Here is a 17820-nt window from a genome sequence, read left to right on the forward strand (position 1 = left end):
GCGCGGTCGCTGTGGGAACTGGGCCGGATTCGCCCTGCGGCCGCACGGGCCCGTTTGGAGTCGTGATCACGTGGCCGGGAAAGGATTGGACGGGATGATGCCCGGGCTTGTAGCTTGCAGTTGACCGCGACACCGCCCGAGGAGGTGAGACCCATGAACGCTGTATCGATGTGGGTGCTCCCCCTTCCCGTCACGGTCGGGCGATTGACGTAGGTGTCGCCGGGAGCGCCTCGCCAACAAGGCACTCCCGAAAGGCAACACCCATGCACTCTCAGCAGATCACCGCCGAGCCGCCGTCGAACGACAGGGCCGAGCGTGACTCCACGGTGGGCGACGTCCCCGGAGTTCGCTGGTCGCCGGCCTCCGGCGCCAATCGCGCGCCCCTCGTCTTCGATGTGATCATTGCCGGGTGCGGGCCGACCGGTGCGATGCTGGCCGCCGAACTGCGGCTGCACGATGTGCGGGTACTCGTCCTGGAGAAGGAAACCGAGCCCGCGTCGTTCGTCCGCATAGTCGGTCTGCATATTCGCAGTCTCGAGCTGATGGCGATGCGCGGACTGCTCGAGCGCATTCTCGAACACGGAAGACAGCGTCCGGCCGGCGGTTTCTTCGCCGCCATCCCCAAACCCGCGCCCAAGGGCCTGGATTCCGCGCACGCCTATTTCCTGGGCATCCCGCAGCCGGTCATCAATCACCTGCTCGAAGAACATGCGATCGAACTGGGTGCGCAGGTCCGGCGCGGTTGCGCGGTCGCCGGTTTCGAGCAGGACGACGAGGGCGTGACCGTCGAGCTGGCCGACGGGGAACAGCTGCGTTCGCGCTACCTCGTCGGCTGTGACGGCGGGCGCAGTACGGTGCGTAAACTGCTCGGCGTCGGCTTTCCCGGCGAGCCCTCACGGACCGAGACGCTGATGGGCGAGATGCAAGTGGGCGTGCCGCAGGAGGAGATCGCCGCCAAGGTGACCGAAATCGGCGAGACCCATCGGCGATTCTGGCTCCGGCCCTTCGGTGAAGGGGTCTACAGCGTCGTGGTTCCCGCCGCGGGAGTCAGCGACCGCGCGGAACCGCCCACCCTCGAGGATTTCAAACAACAGTTGCGCAGCATCGCCGGAACCGATTTCGGCGTGCACTCCCCGCGCTGGATGTCCCGCTTCGGGGATGCCACCCGGCTAGCCGAACGTTATCGGGTCGGGCGGGTGCTGCTGGCCGGCGATGCGGCGCACATCCATCCACCCATCGGCGGTCAAGGCCTCAACCTGGGCGTTCAGGACGCATTCAACCTCGGCTGGAAACTGGCCGCACAGATCCGCGGCTGGGCGCCGGAAACACTGCTGGACACCTACCAGGCCGAACGTCATCCGGTCGCCGAGGACGTGCTGGACAACACCCGCGCCCAGATGGAACTGCTGTCCACCGAACCGGGTCCGCAGGCCGTGCGCAGGCTGCTCACCGAACTGATGGGCTTCGACGAGGTGAATCGCCATCTGATCGAGAAGATCACCGCGATCGGCATCCGCTACGACTTCGGCGAGGGCCCCGCCCTGCTCGGCCGCCGCCTGCGCGACATCGACGTGAAACAGGGCCACCTCTACGGTCTGCTGCATCGCGGCCGCGGCCTGCTGCTGGACCGCACCGAACGCCTGACCGTCGGCGGCTGGTCAGACCGGGTCGATTACCTCGCGGATCCCACCGCGGAACTGGATGTCCCGTGCGTCCTGCTACGCCCCGACGGCCACGTCTCCTGGATCGGCGACGATCAACAGGACCTGGACGGCCACCTCTCCCGCTGGTTCGGCAAGCCCGCCGACTGATTTCGCCTGGGCAACCGAAAAGGCCCGTGAGAAGGATCGGAACGGCCAGTAGCGACTGACATCGGAAAGGCTGGAAGCAGCATCTGCCGTGGTGCTCTGGCGCCAGGGTCGGCCCGCCAGGAGGGTTGGCCTCCGAGTGACGACCGGAAGAGGGACTGGTTTCTGGCTCTGGCTTACTTTCGGTGGTGACCGAGCGTGGTCACAGGTGACGAAAGCGGGCTGGGGCCGAATCGGCCCGCCGGACGGCCCGCGGAGATCGTCTGGCGGCCGGGGTGGGCGCTCTTCGCCGCGGTGGTTTCGGAGTTGGGTGAACCGCCGAGCGGCTGCGGGGCATACCTGGTGGTGATCGGCGGCTTCGTGGTGGCGGCGACGGGGCTGCTCGCCCGGCTCATCTTCCGTATGTGCTCACCTCTTACGTGGCCGAAGAGGGCTACGACAACACCTCCGCGGCCAACCGTTATACGGTATTGCACCTTTTCCTGCCAAATTTATGGGTACTTCTGGCGATGCCTGCTCTCATTGGGGGAGCGGCTTTTTTCGTGTTGCGTTACGGCGGCCCAGCACGACCCTGACGAGGCGCGTTGCCGGTGGTCAGCGCGCCTTTCCTGACTTCGTGGCGCTTTCGGTGTGCGCGCATAGCGGAGAGAAGAGGGTCCGTCATGGGTTTGTAAGAGTTTACGGCGTCCTGGCACGGTAACGTCAGACCGTGATCGCCGAAAGTCGCCCTAACAATTCACCGGAATTGCATTACGGGAATGCAGTGTTCAGGGGAAATGTCGTACAACTCAATGATTTTTCCAGTGTTTTCCGCGAGGGTGGGAAAGTCGCGTGATCGGCGCCTTCTATGAGGATTCCCTGAGAGGAGGGAGCGTGCACATCGAGTATGCCGACGGCCGCGTCCGGCCGCTCGCCTCCGAGCGCTGGCTGCGACCGATCGAGGGCGATGAGCACATCCTGGCCCGATGCGGCGGGCCCACCCTTGACGTCGGTTCGGGGCCCGGAAGACTGACCGTGGCGCTCACCCGGATGGGCGTTCCCGCCCTGGGCATCGACGTCACTCCGCTGGCCGTCAGCCTGACGCGGCGCGCCGGCGGCCTGGCCCTGCGCGGCAGCGTCTTCGACCCCCTTCCCGGTACCGGCCGGTGGTCCGAGGCGCTGCTGGCCGACGGCAACATCGGCATCGGCGGTGACCCGAAGGCCCTGCTGCGGCGCCTGCGGGAGCTGCTCAGGCCAGGCGGCGCGGTGATCGCCGAGCTCTCCCCACCGGGGTCGCGCAGCATGGTGGAACGCGTACGGCTGCGCCAGGACGAGCGGGCGGAGGAGTGGTTCGCCTGGGCGACCGTCTCCGCCGACGACATCGGCTCGCTCGCCCGGCGCTGTGGATTCCCCGCCGCCGAGCGCTGGGAGGGGGCCGGGCGATGGTTCGCGGCCCTGTCATGAACGACCCCGTCACGAACGACCCTCCCGCGAGAAGAAGGCCCGTCGAGGCGGCCACCGCGCTCGTGCGGAGCCTGCCCGGGCGCTTCACCAGCCCCCTGCACTCCGAACGCGTGGCCGCCCAGCTCGGCATATGGCTCGGCATCAGCTTCACCGTCGCCCTGGTGACGGGTCTGATCAGCCACTTCATGCAGCATCCGCCGTCGTGGATGCTGTGGCCCTCGCGGCCGGTCAACCTGTACCGGGTCACACAGGGGGTGCACGTCATTGGCGGGCTGGCCACGATCCCGCTGCTCCTGGCCAAGCTGTGGAGCGTCTACCCCAGGCTGTGGCAGTGGCCGCCCTTGCGGTCCCTCTCGCACGCCGTGGAGCGGGGGCTGGTGCTCCTGCTCGTCGGCGGCGCGTTGTTCCAGCTCATCACCGGCCTGCTGAACATCTCCTACGCCTACCTGTGGCCGTTCTCCTTCCCCGCGGCGCACTACTGGACGTCGTACGTGCTCTACGGCGCCCTCCTCATCCACGTCGTCAACGAGTGGGCGAAGGTCCGCGCGAACCTGTGGACCCGCGAGCGCGTCGAGGCACCGGAGGTGACCCGGTCGCGGCGCCGTTTCCTGGGTACGGTCGCCGCCGCCTGCGGGCTCACCGTCCTGGTCACCGTCGGCGAGACGTTCGCGCCGCTGTCGAAGCTGGCGGTTCTGGCGCCGCGGGCCCCGGACGTGGGCCCGCAGGGCATCCCGGTGAACAGGACGGCTCTCGCGGCCGGGGTGACCGAGACGATCCGCCGCCCGGACTTCCGGCTCACGGTGACCGGGGCGGTGCGCGCCGAACTGTCGCTGACCCTCGCCGAGCTGACGGCGATGCCGCAGCACACCGTCCGGCTGCCGATCTCGTGCGTGGAGGGGTGGAGCGCCGAGGCCGACTGGACGGGGGTGCGGCTGCGCGACCTCGCCGAGCGCGCCGGCGCCGCGCCGGAGGCCGTCCTGGTGGTCGAGTCGCTCGAGCGGTCCGGCGCCTACAACTCCAGCGAGGTGCGGGCGCCGCACTGGAACGACCCGCTCACCCTGCTGGCCCTGCGGATCAACGGTAGCCCCCTGGACCCCGACCACGGCTACCCGCTCCGGCTGATCGCGCCCAACCGGCCGGGAGTTCTGCAGACCAAGTGGGTCACCAGGGTGGTGGTGTCATGACCGGGAGGATCCGCCGCCGGGCCGCGTACGGCGTGGGCGCCGCACTGATCATCACGGGATTCACCGGCCTGCTGCTGGAGGCCGACCGGACCGATCCGCTCGGCTGGGCCCTGTGGTTCGGCGGCCTGATCGTGGCCCACGACGCGCTCGTCGTGCCGCTGGTCCTGCTGGCCGGTGCGGCCACCGCCTGGCTGCGCGAGCCCTTCCTGTCACCGGTGCGCGCCGCGCTGGTCACCGCGGGAATCCTCTGCCTGGTGGCCCTTCCCGCGGTCCTCGGCATCGGCCGGAGGGCCGACAACCCCTCGCTGCTGCCCCTGGACTACGGCCGCAATCTGGCCGCCGTCCTGGCCGTGATCGCGCTCGCCGCCGCCTGCGCGATGGTCGTGTCCCGCCTGCGCGCCCGGCGGCGGCTTCGGCGGGGTGAGCACGGCCCGCAGGCTGGACCGCCACGCCGCCCGGGGGCTGCGGGCACACCTCGGTCGCCTCACCGGCCCGCTACGCCCGAGTCTCCGGGGAAGCACTCGCACGCCGGCAATCGGGACGTGATCCCGCCGCCCGCAGGCGCTGAGGAAAACGATGGAGGCCAGAGAGCGTTCATCCCCCTCGTGTCCTCCTCGGATAACGATCGGCCTGCCGTCCGGTGAGCGCAGGCTTAGGCGCAGCCGCGCGGCTTCAAGGACTTGGACCAGGCCGGGAGTACGTCGGTGATCTGTGGACGGGTGATGGACCAGAGTTCACGCCCTTGCCCCGGCACGAGTTCCTGGCCGCCCAGGAGAACGTAGGAGGTCTTGTCGAAGATGAAGGATTCGCGGGAGATGGCGCCCCCGGGGCCTCGGTTGTCCACCCGGGTCACGGCGATGCCCGATTTGCCAGTGGCGTCCTTGAGCTCTTCCGTCTCGATGCCCGGCAGGGTCGCGGCGATCTTGAAGATGGCCGCCTGCTGCTTGGGCGGGATCGGGCTGCCGAGGACGCTGACGACGGCGCGCCAGATCTGGGTCGCGGTGTCCTTTTTGAGGACCATCTTGTTACCGCGTTCGGCAAGTTTGTGCCGGAGCTGCTCCTGGTCGGTCGGCCACCCACGGAGGTCAGCGTAGGCGGGGCGCCCCGCGCCAGGTCCGCTGGGGCACCGGGTCAGGAGTTCCTTGTACTCGCGGCCCTGGGGGTGGGACTTCGACGGCTTGTGCCACCACAGTTCTGGGCGGGAGCCGTCGACGGACTCCCAGACCTCGCCCGTGATGTGGCGCGGACCGACGTTGGGAACCCCGTTCTCGCTGCGCGTCTCCGCGATCCGCTCGTAGTGGAGGTACTGGTCGTCGCGGGGTTCCGGCCACGGGGTGGCGCTCGCGGCCTCGGCCGCCAGCCTCAGGACCTCAGCGGCGCTCGCGGGCGCGGCGGGCTTGAACGTCTGGACGGCGATCACTCCTGCGGTCATCGCCGCGACCAGGCCGCCTGCCAGCATCAGACGCCGCAGGCCGGCCGGCCGGGCCCGGGGCCGGCGTTTCGTGCGGGCCTCGGCCAGAAGGGCGGTACGGGCGGGGACGAGGCGGTCCGCAGTGGGGTGCGCCTTGTCGGCGAACAGATCGCGCAGTTCGGTCAGGTCGGTCAGGTCGTTCATGAGGTCTGCTCCGTCGTGGGGTCGGTGCTGCCGAGGGCATCGCGGACGATGGCCCGCGCGCGGTTGAGGCGGGAACGGACTGTTCCAATCGGGATGGACAGGGCGTTGGCGACCCCCTCGTAGGTGAGGTCGGCCCAGGCCACGAGCAAGAGGACGTCGCGGTCGCGGGCCTTCAGTGAGGCGAGCGCCTGGGCGAGAGGACGGCGTACGGCATGCGCGCTCGCCCGCTCAAGAGCTTGTTCCGCGGCGTCGTCGGCGTCGGGAAGCACGCCCATTTTCGAGTACGCCTTATATCGGTGTATCTCGGCGCGCTGATGCCGGCGGATGAAGTTGGTCGCGAAGCCGTACAACCAGGGGAGGGCCTCCGGACGGGCGGTGTCGTAGTCGCGGCGCTGCCTGAACGCGGCGAGGAACGTCTCGGAGACGACGTCGTCGGCCGTGTCATCGCCGAGCCGGCGGGCCACATAACGGTGGATGTGTCCTGCGTGCCTGTCGAACAGCAAGGCGAAATCCTCGGGATCTCGCCACGACCGTTCGATCAGGGCGGCGTCAGACAGGGTCGTACTGAGGGGCATGGGGGTGGGCCTTTTCAAGGAAGTAGTGTCGCCTGCCTTTCACACAAGTCAGGAAACGAGTTCACGGGACGCTGCCGACCGCCCGGCAGGCTCGGGTGAAGGCCACGAGCGCGCGCCAAGATCCGCCGCCGCGGCCAGGCGCGGGAGGACTTCGTGCTGGAGACCGTCTACTGGGTGCCGACCGTCGCCGGCCGGTGATCGGGAGGAGTGTCGCCGCCGCCGAGACGCCGTTCTGACTGGGTGCGGGGCCTACTGGTGGGGCCCCGCGCCGACACCCTGGTCAGGATGGGTGTCGGCGGACTCACGGGGTCCCTGGGGTCCTGGCCGAAAATCCAACGGATAGTGCGTCACGAACGCGGAATCGCCGCCGTACTCCGTGGCCGCCCGCCCGCGGAGTCCCGCTTCCGGGGCCTAGGCATCCTGGTGGCGCTGGGGAACCGCACCGCCGTGGCCGAGATCCGCGGCCGCAGGCTGTCAGGGCTGCTCGCCTGGATCATGTGGCGGGCGATCTATCTGGCCAAGCTTCCCGGAGGGGAGAGGAAGGTGCGTGTCCTGGCCGACGGGTTGATCGACCTGGCCTTTCCCCGCCTCCCGTCCCGAGCGCGGCGAGGGCGGCGAGGGCGGCGGCGAAGCGGGACGAGGGCGCCTGGGCCGCCACCGCCTCGGCGTCGCCGGCGGTGTCGACGTCCCGCAGCAGGGGCAGCATCCCCACCGACAGGCCCGCCGCGCGCAGCCGCGACAGCTGGGCTGCGCCCGTCGTGGGCTTCGACATCGGCACGCCGAGCAGGAGCGCGGGGTCGGGCCGGCGCAGGCCGAGCAACCAGAACCCGCCGTCGGCCGCGGGGCCGAACACGGCGTCGCGGGTGGCCAGCCCGGCCATCGCGTCGGCCAGGAGCGCGGGGGTGACCTGCGGGGTGTCCATGCCGATCAGGACCACGGGTAGCGGGCGGGCCCGGTGGGCGTCCTCGAAGGCGGCGGCGAGCCGCTCGTCCAGCCCGGTGCCCCGCTGCGGCAGGACGGCGAAGCCCGGCGGCAGCCAGGGGCCGGTGCCGCCGCGCAGTGCCAGCACCCGGTGGCGTGCCGGGGCGCCGGCCACCGCGTCCAGGGTGTCGGCCAGCGCGGCGGTGGCCAGGGCGGCGGCCTCGGCGGGGCTGAACGGAGGGGTGAGCCTGGTCTTGACCCGCCCTGCCACCGGTTCCTTGGCGATGACGACGATCTGGCCTCCACCGTCGATGTCGTCGACGACCCGGCACGAGAGCGGGTCACGCCGTCCGTCTCCCGCCGCGCGGGGCGCGCCGGGCCGCCCGTGCTCCCGGGCGTGCGCGCTCTGCCGTGTCTCGCTGCGATCGCCGGTCATCTCGCGCCGTCCGGCTCGCTCAGGACCTTGCGCATGTCGCCGACCGCGCGCAGCGTGCCGCGTACGGTGCCGGTGACCTTGGACCGCCCGGTGCGAGGCAGGTAGTCCACCCCGGTCTCGGCGATCCGCCAACCCCGGTTGGCCGCCCGCAGCACCATCTCCAGCGGGTAACCGAAGCGCCGGTCGGCCAGGTTCAGGGCCAGAAGGTCCGCGCGGCGGCAGGCACGCATCGGGCCGATGTCGCGGAGCCTCGTGCCGGTACGGCCGGCCAGCCGCCGGCCGAGGAAGGCGTTGCCCAGCCGCGCGTGCAGCGGCCAGGCCGCTCCCGGCACGGGGATCCGCCTGCCGAGCATCAGGTCGGCGTGACCCGAGACGACCGGCTCGGTCACCCGTGGAAGCTGGCCCGGGTCCAGCGACGCGTCGGCGTCCATGAAGCACACCACCTCGCCGGTCGAGGCCAGCAGTCCCGCGTGACAGGCGGCGCCGAACCCGCGTCTGGGCTCGCTCACCACCAGCGCTCCCAGCTCGGCCGCGACCCGCGCCGATCCGTCCGTGGAACCGTTGTCCACCACGATCGGCCGGTAACCGTCAGGCATCCGCTCCAGCACCCACGGCAGGGCCGTCTCCTCGTCCAGGCACGGGAGCACCACATCGATCTCCATGCTTGAGACGCTAAGGTCGACAGGGTCCCTCAACCCTTACGGAGCAGTGACGTGTTCCGGAAAAAACGCGGCTCATACCTAATCTAGAAGGGTGATCAAACACTCCCGGCAGCAGGTCAGGGACCCGCGCGCGGCATATGGGCCGTTGCGGAAGGCTTTCGGTCCCGGCGGTCCCGGCGGTCCCGGCGGTCCCGGCGGTCCCGGCGGTCCCGGCGGTCCCGGCGGTCCCGGCGGTCCCGGCGGTCCCGGCGGTCGCCGGAGCGGGCCGGCGCTCGCAGTCTGGGCCTCGCTCGTCGTCGTGGCGTTCGCCGCCGGGGCCGTCCTGCACGCGCTGGGCCTGCTGCCCATCGACCATCTGTCGCCCCTGCACGGGCACTTCCGCACGCCGTCGGTCTCGCTTCTGCCGCCCCTGCTCCTCGGCGTTCTCGCGGTCGCCGTGCTGCCCGCCCTGACCGCGCGGCTGCGTTTCGGGGCGGCCCTGCTCGTCGCGTACGGCACGGCTCTGGCGTGGACGGTGCTGCTGGCCGTCTCCGGCGAAGGGCTGGCCCACCCGTTCACCAGCCGGTACGAGTACCTGGCCGTGCTGCCCGCGGTGGGGGACGACCCGCTGGGGTGGCTGGCCTCTTTCACCGAGCGGCTTCCCGGCTATCCCACCCATGTGCGGGGGCACCCGCCGTTGCCCGTGCTGGTGCTCTGGTCCCTGGCGAGGGTGGGGCTGCCCGGGCCGTTCTGGGCGGCGGTGCTGGTCGTGGTGGTCGGCTGCTCGGCGGTCGTGGCCGTCGCGCTCACCGTCCGGCGACTCGCCGGGGAGGAGAGCGCCCGGCTCGCGCTGCCCTGCCTCGCGCTGAGCCCGGCCGCGGTGTGGATCGCCACGAGCATGGACGCCTTCTTCGCGGGGGTGGGCGCCTGGGGAGTGGCCCTGCTGGTGTGCGGGGGTGCCGGGGGCAGGATTCGCGTTCTCACGGGGGTGGCGGCCGGAGTGTCGCTGGGGGCCCTGCCGTACCTCAGCTACGGCCTGGTGCCCTACCTGCTGATCCCGGTGGTCGCCGCCCTCGCCGCGAGGATCTCCCGCGCGACCGCGGTCGCCTGCCTGGCGGGGGCGGCGGCGGTCACGGCCGCCTTCGCCGCGGGCGGCTTCCTGTGGCCGTCGGGGGTGCTCGCCACCCACGCGGAGTGGGCCGCCGACCCCGGCGCGGCCCGGCCCTACCTCTACTTCCTGATCGCCAACCTGGCCGTGCTGGCCCTGCTGACCGGCCCGGCGACCGCCGCGGGCCTGGTACGGATGACGTCCGGCGGCGCGCGCGCCCTGGTCGCGGCGGCGATCGTGGCCGTGCTCGCCCTGGACGTCAGCGGGGTGACCAGAGGAGAGGTCGAGCGCATCTGGCTGCCCTACGCCACCTGGATCGTCCTGGCCGCAGCCTGGGCGCCGAGGTCGCCGGAGGCGCCGGACCGCCGGTGGCTCGCCGTCCAGGCCCTGACCGGACTCCTGCTGCAGGGCCTCGTCATCTCCCCTTGGTGATCCACCGGACTCGTGTGCCGCTACCCACCGTGGCAGCCCGGTGAGCCCGGGAGCGTCCGGGACGGGTATGGCCGCCGAGGGGCGGAGCGCGGACCCGGCATATGCGATGTCGACGCGGTGGAGGGTCAGCCCAGGGGCGCCCCGGCGAACTCCCGCATCCCCTCGGCGAACCCGATCTCCGCGCGGAACCCGAGATCACGTGCGGCGCGGTCGGGGGCGGCGACGATGTGCCGCACGTCGCCGAGACGATACTCGCCGGTGGTGACCGGTTCGGGACCCCCGTGCTCGGCCGCGAGAGCGGAGGCCATCTCCCCGATCGTGCGCGGTTCGCCGCTGGCCACGTTGCAGGCCGTCAGCGCCCCCCGGGGGGAAACGGCTCCGAGGGCCGCGAGATTGGCGCGGGCCACGTCCCCGACGTGCACGAAGTCACGCCGCTGGCGGCCGTCCTCGAACACCCGGGGGGCCCTGCCCGCCTCCAGCGCGGATCGGAAGATTGCTGCCACCCCGGAGTAGGGGGTGTCCCTGGGCATCCTCGGCCCGTAGACGTTGTGGTAGCGCAGCGCGACCACCGTGCCGCCGACCTCCCGCGCCCAGTTGGCGGCCAGGTGCTCCTGGGCGAGCTTGGTCGTGGCGTAGGCGTTGCGGGGGTCCGGGGGCGCGTCCTCGTTGATCACGGCCGGGGTCAGCTCCGCTCCGCACCGCGAGCAGCGGGGCTCGAACGCGCCGCGGGCGAGATCCTCCCGCGAACGCGGGCCGGGCCGGACCCTGCCGTGTCCCGGGCAGTCGTAGGCGCCCTCGCCGTACACCACCATCGACGAGGCCAGGACCAGCCGTCCCACATCGCGTTCCGCCATGGCCGCGAGCAGTACGGCAGTGCCGTACACGTTGACCGACGCGTAGTCCGGCAGATCGGAGACATCGACTCCGAGGCCGACCTTCGCCGCCTGGTGGACCACCGCGTCCACTCCACGCAACGACCGGGTGAGCAGCTCGGTGTCGCGCACGTCGCCGACCAGGTGCCCGCCCCGGGGCCGGAGGTCGAGACCGGCGACCTCGTGGCCGGCCGCCTCCAGCAGCTCGGTCACATGACTTCCGATGAAACCGGCCGCACCGGTTACCAGTACCCTCATCCCGCCGACGCTATTGCCTGATCCGGTGGCGGCCGGAGAACGGCGCGAAAAGTTCGCGGCCCGTAAGAACTTCGCCTCGGCTCCGCGGCGGACGCGCATCGACCGGTTACCCGCCCCGTACGCCGGTTCGGCCGCCTGCCCCCTCCCCGCGCCGTCGCTCACCCAGCCGCCCCGGTCGTCCTCGGTATCGGGCACCCGTCCGGGCGAGAACACCCCGATGACTGTCAGATCAAGATTTATAACGGTAAGTTACAATGCTCAGAAGGGCCTTTCTATCGGAAACGGAACTTATGGGCCCATGCTGGGCTGCTTATATGAGTGTTCCTCAGTTTCGCGTCAGGCACTGACTCCGGGGGTGATCCGTGTCAGATCGACCATCGCCAGGACCCGCCCAGCACGACGGCGAGCCCGCTCCGGACCCCGGCCGAGGCCTCAGCGGGTGGTTGCGCGAACATCCGCCGCCCGGCCCGTTCCGGCAGGAGTTCTGGCGCAGCCCGCTGCGCGGCCCGTGGCTGACCTCGGTGTTCGGCCTCGTGCTGCTGATCGGCATCCCCATCCTGGCGATCACCGGGCTGCTGTCGTACGCCGCTTACAATCCCCGGCTGCCGGGCAACGACATAACCCCCGGCAAGGGGCTGCTGGGTTTCTATCTCTTCGACTGGCCCACGCGTCCGGTGTGGCTGTACCGGTTCACCCAGGGGACGCACGTCATCCTCGGGCTGACGCTGGTGCCGGTGCTGCTGGCCAAGCTGTGGTCGGTCATCCACAAACTGTTCGCCTGGCCGCCCGCCCGTTCCCCGGCCGAGGCGGTGGAACGGGCCAGCCTGCTGCTCCTGGTCGGCGGAGCGGTGTTCGAGTTCGTCACCGGCATCCTCAACATCCAGCTCTTCTACGTGTTCCCGTTCTCCTTCTACCCGGCGCACCTGTACGGCGCCTGGATCTTCCTGGCGGCGTTCGTGGTCCACGTCGCCTTCAAACTGCCGCGGATGATCAGTGCGCTGCGATCACGCGACATCCGCCGTGAGCTGCGCACCGGCCTGGCCGACACCCACCCCGAACCACCCGATCCCGATGGTCTGGTCGCCGCCGACCCGGCGCCGCCCACCGTGTCCCGGCGCGGCCTGCTCGCCTTCGTCGGCGGCGGCTCGATGCTGATGTTCGGCCTGTCCGTCGGCCAGACCATCGACGGGCCACTGCGGCGCACCGCGCTGCTGGCCCCCCACGGGCGCGTCTACGGCACGGGACCGAACGACTTCCAGGTGAACAAAACAGCGGCCGACGTGGGCGTCGACATGGCGGGGATGGGCCCGCAGTGGCGGCTCACACTGATCGGGCCACACCCGGCGCGACTGTCCCGCGCCGATCTGCTGGCGATGCCGCTGTACACCTACCGGCTGCCGATCGCCTGCGTGGAGGGGTGGTCGACCGAGCAGACGTGGACCGGCGTGCGCCTGGCAGATCTGGCGCGGCTGGCCGGAGCGGCGGTGGGCGGGTCCGACGTCTTCGTCCGGTCCCTGCAGATGGGGGGCGTGTTCAGCCACGCGTCGCTGAGCGCCCGGCAGGTGGCCGATCCCCGTTCCCTGCTGGCGTTGCGGGTCAACGGCGCCGACCTCTCCCTCAACCACGGGTTCCCGGCCCGGATCATGGTCCCGAACGCCCCCGGCGTGCACAACACCAAGTGGGTGCGCCGGCTCGACTTCCTGCCGGCCGTTTCATGAGATCCCGGATCCGTGACCTGCGCCGGCGGGCGACCACCCGCTACGGCGCCGACCCGTTGCATCTGCTCGCGCTGCTCGCCTGCTTCGCACTGGCCGGGTACGCCGCCAGCCGCGTCGTTGTCGCGGGCATCTGGGTGGGATTCCTGCTGTGGTTCGTCGGCGCCGCGATCGTCCACGACCTCGTGCTGTTCCCCCTCTACTCCCTCGCCGACGTCGCCGCGCGGTCGAACCGGTGGCGCCCCCGGCCACGGCCCGGCGTCCGGTGGCCGCCGATGACCAACTACCTGCGCGTACCGGCCGGCCTGTCCGGACTGCTGCTGATCGTCTGGTTCCCCCTCATCCTCGGGGGATCCTCGCGCACCTATCGGGGGGCGACGACATTGGACACGAGCCCCTACCTGGGACGATGGCTGCTGGTGACCGGCGTGCTCTTCGCCGGATCGGCGATCGCCTACGCCGTCCGGCTGCGACGAGACAGAGCACCCTCCGCACCACGCGGCAATATCTCCCCGGGGCCGTCGGGCCCTCCCAGACCATCGGGCACCCCCGGCCCGCCCGGACCATCCGAACCACGTGCTCCTCCCGAGCCGCCTGGGCCGGGGGCTGTCCGGTGAACGGTATGAACGGAACGGGCTTCGGCCGGTGCGGGGATCGGCACGCCCTGAGCCCGCAGCTGGTCCACGATCACCGACGGATACTTCGGATCGCCGCGCACATGGTTCTGATCCATGTGCGAGAGTCGCCCCGGGTCAGCACCTCATCCCCGGCCTTGATCACGGGCGTCAGCCCGACGTTGCAGGCCTCGCCGATCAGCAGCGCCACCAGCGTCTTGGGCAGGTCGTCCATGCGGGTGGAGATATCGGCCAGGTGCACGCAGGCGTCCAGGAACCCGGTTCAGGCGTGCACCTCCAGCAGGAGCGCGGGACCTGGGCGTCGTGCTCGTGTGAGGTAAGATCCGGAGCGTGAGGCGCGGAGTGCTCTCTTGACGGGCGGCCTGGTGGAGCGCGACCTGGAGATCCGCGCGCTGGAGCGTTCGCTCATCCGCTCACGGGCCGGAATGGGAAGCGTCGTCGTCCTGGACGCCGCGCCCGGCCTCGGCAAGACGGCCCTGCTGCGTCACGCCCGCGACTTCGCCGCCGCGTCCGGCGCCACGGTCCTGTCCGCACGCGGGGCCCAACTGGAGCGTGACTTCACCTTCGGGGTGGTGCGCCAGCTCTTCGAACCCGCGCTGCCACGGGACGCGACGGAGCGGGCCGTGTTCTTCACCGGAGCGGCCCAGGCGACGGAGGGCCTGTTCGCCGAGACCGCCGTGGCGCCCGGCGCGGAGGCGGCCACACTGTTCCCACTGCTCAACGGCCTGTACTGGCTCCTGGTGAGCCTGTCGGAACGCGCGCCTGTGGTCGTCCTGGTGGACGACGCTCAGTGGGCCGATCAGCCGTCCCTGCGGTTCCTCGGCTTTCTCGCCCGCCGGGTCGAGTCGGTGGCCGTGACCGTGGTCGTCACTACGCGGGCCGCCGAGCAGGGCGACGACGGCCACCTGGACGACATCATGGCCGCCGGTGAGGTGACGCTGCTGGAGCCGCGGCACCTGACCCTCCAAGGGGCAGCGCAACTGATCCGGCGCGAGTTCGGTCCCGGGGCCGACGACGCTTTCTGCGCCGCCTGCCACGCCACCACCTCCGGCAACCCGCTCTTCCTGCGCGAGCTGCTGCGCGTCCTGGTGAGCGACGCCGTGCGGCCCGACGCGGCGGCGGTCACCGCCGTCCACGACGCCGGTCCCGACGCCGTGCGCCGGTATGTCACCGCACGGCTGCGCCGCCAGCCGGAGGAAGCGCAGCGGGTGGCGCGCGCCGTCGCGATCCTCGGCGACGACGTCACCCTGGCGCTGGTCGCCCGGCAGGCGGGCCTGCCGCCGGCGGTGACCTCCGCGGCGGCCGAGCGTCTCGTCCAGCACGGTGTCTTCGAACGGCACGACCCGCCCGCGTTCACCCACGCCGTCGTCCGCGACGTGGTGCTCGGCCTGGTGCCGCCCGCGAGGCGCGGTGCCGAGCACGAGCGCGCCGCGGCGGTGCTGCGCGCGGCCGATGAGCCTGTCGAGCGTGTCGCCTCGCACCTGCTGCGTACCGTCCCGGCCGGTGACGCCGGGCACGTCACGCTGCTGCTGGCCGCCGCCGAGCAAGCCCGGCAGCGCGGCGCCACCGGCATCGCCGCCGTCTACCTCGCACGGGCCCGCGCCGAGCCGCCCGAGCCCGGTCTGCGATCGGAGGTGAGCCGGCGCCTGGGCAACTGCCAAGTGCACGAACTGGCCCTGGCCGAGGCCGAGGCGAACCTGTCGGAGGCGCTGAATCTCGCCGAGGACCCGCGGCAGGGCGCCCTGTGCGCCTACAGCCTCGCCCGGTTCCGCAACGCCTGCGGCGAGCCGGGCAAGGCCGTCGTCCTGCTGACCCAAGCCGCCGCCGAGCTGCCTCCCAAGGAGGACCCGGTGCTGGCGGCCGAACTCGCGGCCGAGCTGATCGGCATCGCCCGTATCGACCTGCCGTCACGCGCGATGCTGACCGAACGGCTCACGGCCTTCCGCGACCTCCCGGGGCGGTCCGACGCGGTGCTGAACGCCCAGCTCTCCATGGAGGCGCTGTTCGCGGGCGGGCCGTCGGAGGAGGCCGTCGCTCCGGCGCGGGCGGCACTGGCGGGCGACCGGCTGACCCCCGAGCGTCCGTCCATCTGGGCCGCGCTGCACACCATGATCGTGGCCGACCGGCTCGACGAGGCCGAGCAGCGCCTGCACCAGGCGCTGCGCACGGCCGTGGACCGCGGCATCCTCTTCCCGATGGGAATGATCCACGCCTACCTGGCCCGCATCTCCCTGCTCCGCGGCGACCTGGCGCAGGCTGAGGATCACGTGGAGCAGGGTACGCGCGCGGCGCCGGCGCCGAACTTCGCGCTGCCGTCCCTGCAGTCCACGGCCGTGCACCTGCTCATCGAGCAGGACCGACCGGCCGAGGCCGAGCAGCTCCTGGAATCCAGCGTGCTGGCCGGCGGCGGCGGGCCGCGTACCGCCCTGCAGCTGTGGTTGCTCGACGCGCGTACCCGGCTGCGTGCCGAGCAGGGCGACGACGAGGCCGCGCTCGCCGACGCGCTGACCTGCGCCCGCGTCTACCAGCAGTGGGGTGCCTCCAAGATCATGGAGGTCCCGTGGCGGCTGCACGCCGCGCGCGCCTGCCTGCGGACCCGCGACCGCGCCCGAGCCGCCGAACTGGTCGAGGCTCAGCTCCGCCGCGCCCGGTCGTTCGGCGTGCCCCGGCACATCGCGGTGGCGCTGCGCGCCGCGGCGGACCTGGCCACCGACGAGGCGGACGCCCGGCGCCTGCTGTCGGAGGCGGTCAGCCTGCTCGACGGCGGCCCCGCCCGTCTGGAGCTGGCGCGGACGCAGGCCACCCTCGGCGAGCGCCTGCTCGCGGGCGGCGACCGGCAGGCCGCCGGAGAGACGATCCAGCGCGCCGCCGAACTCGCGCTGGAGTGCCACGCCCCAGCGCTGGCCGAGCGGCTCGGCGCACTCCTCACCGAAACCGCCGGCGGGCGCGCCCCCCGGCTGCGGGTCGGCGGCGCGCACGCGCTGACGCCCTCCGAGCGGCAGGTCGCCCAGCTCGCCGCGACCGCGCTCACCAACCGCCAGATCGCCGAGCGGCTGTTCGTCAGCGAGAAGACCGTCGAGGCCCACCTCAGCCGTACCTACCGCAAGCTCGGTGTGAGGACCCGCACGCAGCTCGCGCTGCAGCTGGCGCCCCTGCCGGCGGCGCCGCCGGCAGGCGCCCTGGTTTGAAACCGACATATGGCGCGGGCCCCTATAAGGGGAGCCCCGCACCCCTGACATGCCCGGAGTGGCGCGTCGGGGGGTGAACATTGGGGTCGAGTGTAGGGATTTCCCGGACGATTCATCACAGGTCGCCGACCTAGCGTTGCCGACGTGTTCAACCGGGCCTGCCGACGAGGCGGCCCGGACCGAGGCCCCTCTCACGAAGCGCGAGAGGCCGTCCACGCAAGCGACCCATCCGTCGGGAGACGACCATGTCCAGCGAGACCATCACCTTCCACAACGTCGAGCGCCCCGCGTTCGAGGCCCTGCGACGCCACCTGCTCAACGGCCTCGGCGCCGAGCGCGTCGGCGGCGACGAGCTGCGCTGCCTCGGTGTGCGCGGCACCCTGAAGTACGACGAGAAGCGCGACGCCACCACTGTCAGCCTGCGCCACGTGCCGTCGGTGTTCAACGCGGCCCAGGTCTTCACCTGGCTGCACGAGACGCTCGCCGACGCTCGCGACGGCCGCGTCGACGGCCACGTCGGCAGCACCGAGCCCGAGGGCGACCTCTACTGGGACCAGCTCACCCTGAAGATCACCAACAGCAGTGGCCTGACGCTCAACGTCAGCAACGTCCCCACCCTGAGCCACGGCGAGTACTCCACCTACCCTGTCTCGGTGCCGAGCGGGCCGCAGGAGACCGCGTTCGTCGCCAGCAGCAAGCTGGCGTCGGAGATCGGCCCGGCCGGGAGCATGACCTACAACCTGGCCGACGGCACCGTGCTGAACATCAACTTCGACATGCAGTTCCCGGTGGGCCAGAAGTCCACCTTCACCGCGTCGCTGTCGGGCGCCCGTAACGGCAGCTACGGCCTGGCCATCAGCGACAGCCACAGCGACTGGGAGGGGCAGGGCACACGGTGGGCGGTGGACCTCACGCTGAACCCCAACCCCGGCTCCACCACGGTGGAGGCCAGCTACACCCGATGAGGGGCTGACCCTCTTCACGAGAGC

At 71.5% G+C, this 17820-nt stretch carries 15 protein-coding genes and 1 pseudogene; 10 read left to right on the forward strand and 6 right to left on the reverse strand.

The annotated features are described in order from the left end of the window. Positions 1–263: 263 nt before the first annotated feature. The 4 genes from rox (at position 264) to OG587_RS29915 (ending at position 5079) form a co-directional block, all read left to right on the forward strand. On the forward strand, positions 264–1811 hold the full coding sequence (rox, locus tag OG587_RS29900; protein ID WP_329080995.1) for a rifampin monooxygenase: 1548 nt from the start codon (positions 264–266) through the stop codon (positions 1809–1811). Positions 1812–2681: 870 nt separating this feature from the next. Beyond that, positions 2682–3251, forward strand: a complete 570-nt coding sequence (locus OG587_RS29905; RefSeq protein ID WP_329080996.1) for a methyltransferase domain-containing protein — start codon at positions 2682–2684, stop codon at positions 3249–3251. Continuing rightward, on the forward strand, positions 3248–4435 hold the full coding sequence (locus tag OG587_RS29910; protein WP_329080998.1) for a molybdopterin-dependent oxidoreductase: 1188 nt from the start codon (positions 3248–3250) through the stop codon (positions 4433–4435). Before OG587_RS29905 ends, OG587_RS29910 begins: the two co-directional genes overlap by 4 nt. Beyond that, the gene (locus tag OG587_RS29915) at positions 4432–5079 is read left to right on the forward strand and encodes a hypothetical protein (RefSeq protein WP_329080999.1); all 648 of its coding nucleotides are present in this window, start codon (positions 4432–4434) and stop codon (positions 5077–5079) included. The genes OG587_RS29910 and OG587_RS29915 overlap by 4 nt, the downstream gene beginning before the upstream one ends. Positions 5080–5087: 8 nt before the next feature. Here OG587_RS29915 and OG587_RS29920 read toward each other — a convergent pair whose 3' ends face one another. Next, on the reverse strand, positions 5088–6050 hold the full coding sequence (locus OG587_RS29920; RefSeq protein WP_329081002.1) for a CU044_5270 family protein: 963 nt from the start codon (positions 6048–6050) through the stop codon (positions 5088–5090). Then, on the reverse strand, positions 6047–6625 hold the full coding sequence (locus OG587_RS29925) for an RNA polymerase sigma factor (RefSeq protein ID WP_184753533.1): 579 nt from the start codon (positions 6623–6625) through the stop codon (positions 6047–6049). Before OG587_RS29925 ends, OG587_RS29920 begins: the two co-directional genes overlap by 4 nt. 285 nt (positions 6626–6910) lie before the next feature. Between OG587_RS29925 and OG587_RS47305 the strand changes: the two are divergent. Continuing rightward, a pseudogene (locus tag OG587_RS47305) lies at positions 6911–7138 on the forward strand (hypothetical protein); the annotation flags it as partial. On the opposite strand, the gene OG587_RS29930 reads toward OG587_RS47305, so the two are convergent. Continuing rightward, the gene (locus OG587_RS29930) at positions 7119–7982 is read right to left on the reverse strand and encodes a TIGR04282 family arsenosugar biosynthesis glycosyltransferase (protein ID WP_329081007.1); all 864 of its coding nucleotides are present in this window, start codon (positions 7980–7982) and stop codon (positions 7119–7121) included. The pseudogene OG587_RS47305 and the gene OG587_RS29930 overlap by 20 nt on opposite strands. Continuing rightward, on the reverse strand, positions 7979–8644 hold the full coding sequence (locus tag OG587_RS29935) for a glycosyltransferase family 2 protein (protein WP_329081008.1): 666 nt from the start codon (positions 8642–8644) through the stop codon (positions 7979–7981). Before OG587_RS29935 ends, OG587_RS29930 begins: the two co-directional genes overlap by 4 nt. Before the next feature lie 91 nt (positions 8645–8735). Here OG587_RS29935 and OG587_RS29940 point away from each other — a divergent pair, with 91 nt between their 5' ends. Continuing rightward, positions 8736–10163 (forward strand): hypothetical protein, encoded by a 1428-nt coding sequence (locus OG587_RS29940; protein WP_329081009.1) that lies wholly within the window; start codon positions 8736–8738, stop codon positions 10161–10163. A gap of 125 nt (positions 10164–10288) precedes the next feature. Here the strand turns inward: OG587_RS29940 and OG587_RS29945 are convergent, their stop codons facing one another. Continuing rightward, a complete protein-coding gene (locus OG587_RS29945) occupies positions 10289–11293 on the reverse strand; it encodes an NAD-dependent epimerase/dehydratase family protein (protein ID WP_329081010.1) in 1005 nt (334 codons plus the stop codon). 362 nt (positions 11294–11655) lie between these two features. Between OG587_RS29945 and OG587_RS29950 the strand changes: the two genes are divergently transcribed. Both OG587_RS29950 and OG587_RS29955 read left to right on the forward strand, forming a co-directional pair. Continuing rightward, positions 11656–13011 (forward strand): molybdopterin-dependent oxidoreductase, encoded by a 1356-nt coding sequence (locus OG587_RS29950; RefSeq protein ID WP_329081011.1) that lies wholly within the window; start codon positions 11656–11658, stop codon positions 13009–13011. Beyond that, positions 13008–13625, forward strand: coding sequence for a hypothetical protein (locus tag OG587_RS29955; protein WP_329081012.1), 618 nt, complete (start codon positions 13008–13010; stop codon positions 13623–13625). Before OG587_RS29950 ends, OG587_RS29955 begins: the two co-directional genes overlap by 4 nt. 70 nt (positions 13626–13695) lie before the next feature. Here the strand turns inward: OG587_RS29955 and OG587_RS29960 are convergent, their stop codons facing one another. After that, entirely contained in the window at positions 13696–13884 is a 189-nt protein-coding gene (locus OG587_RS29960; protein WP_329081014.1) for a hypothetical protein, read from the reverse strand. 109 nt (positions 13885–13993) lie between these two features. On the opposite strand from OG587_RS29960, the gene OG587_RS29965 reads away from it, so the two are divergent. Continuing rightward, positions 13994–16831, forward strand: coding sequence for an ATP-binding protein (locus tag OG587_RS29965; RefSeq protein ID WP_329081015.1), 2838 nt, complete (start codon positions 13994–13996; stop codon positions 16829–16831). Between the two features lie 245 nt (positions 16832–17076). Beyond that, positions 17077–17796, forward strand: coding sequence for a hypothetical protein (locus tag OG587_RS29970; RefSeq protein ID WP_329081017.1), 720 nt, complete (start codon positions 17077–17079; stop codon positions 17794–17796). Positions 17797–17820 lie beyond the last annotated feature (24 nt).

It is taken from the genome of Streptosporangium sp. NBC_01469 (assembly GCF_036227305.1).
Taxonomy (GTDB): domain Bacteria; phylum Actinomycetota; class Actinomycetes; order Streptosporangiales; family Streptosporangiaceae; genus Streptosporangium.

What these genes read in the sequence shown, in the direction of transcription:
- rox (WP_329080995.1), top strand. Translation starts at nt 264, where the DNA reads ATGCACTCTCAGCAGATCACCGCCGAGCCGCCGTCGAACGACAGGGCC.
- OG587_RS29910 (WP_329080998.1), top strand. Translation starts at nt 3,248, where the DNA reads ATGAACGACCCCGTCACGAACGACCCTCCCGCGAGAAGAAGGCCCGTC.
- OG587_RS29915 (WP_329080999.1), top strand. Translation starts at nt 4,432, where the DNA reads ATGACCGGGAGGATCCGCCGCCGGGCCGCGTACGGCGTGGGCGCCGCA.
- OG587_RS29920 (WP_329081002.1), bottom strand. Translation starts at nt 6,050, where the DNA reads ATGAACGACCTGACCGACCTGACCGAACTGCGCGATCTGTTCGCCGAC.
- OG587_RS29925 (WP_184753533.1), bottom strand. Translation starts at nt 6,625, where the DNA reads ATGCCCCTCAGTACGACCCTGTCTGACGCCGCCCTGATCGAACGGTCG.
- OG587_RS29930 (WP_329081007.1), bottom strand. Translation starts at nt 7,982, where the DNA reads ATGACCGGCGATCGCAGCGAGACACGGCAGAGCGCGCACGCCCGGGAG.
- OG587_RS29935 (WP_329081008.1), bottom strand. Translation starts at nt 8,644, where the DNA reads ATGGAGATCGATGTGGTGCTCCCGTGCCTGGACGAGGAGACGGCCCTG.
- OG587_RS29945 (WP_329081010.1), bottom strand. Translation starts at nt 11,293, where the DNA reads ATGAGGGTACTGGTAACCGGTGCGGCCGGTTTCATCGGAAGTCATGTG.
- OG587_RS29955 (WP_329081012.1), top strand. Translation starts at nt 13,008, where the DNA reads ATGAGATCCCGGATCCGTGACCTGCGCCGGCGGGCGACCACCCGCTAC.
- OG587_RS29970 (WP_329081017.1), top strand. Translation starts at nt 17,077, where the DNA reads ATGTCCAGCGAGACCATCACCTTCCACAACGTCGAGCGCCCCGCGTTC.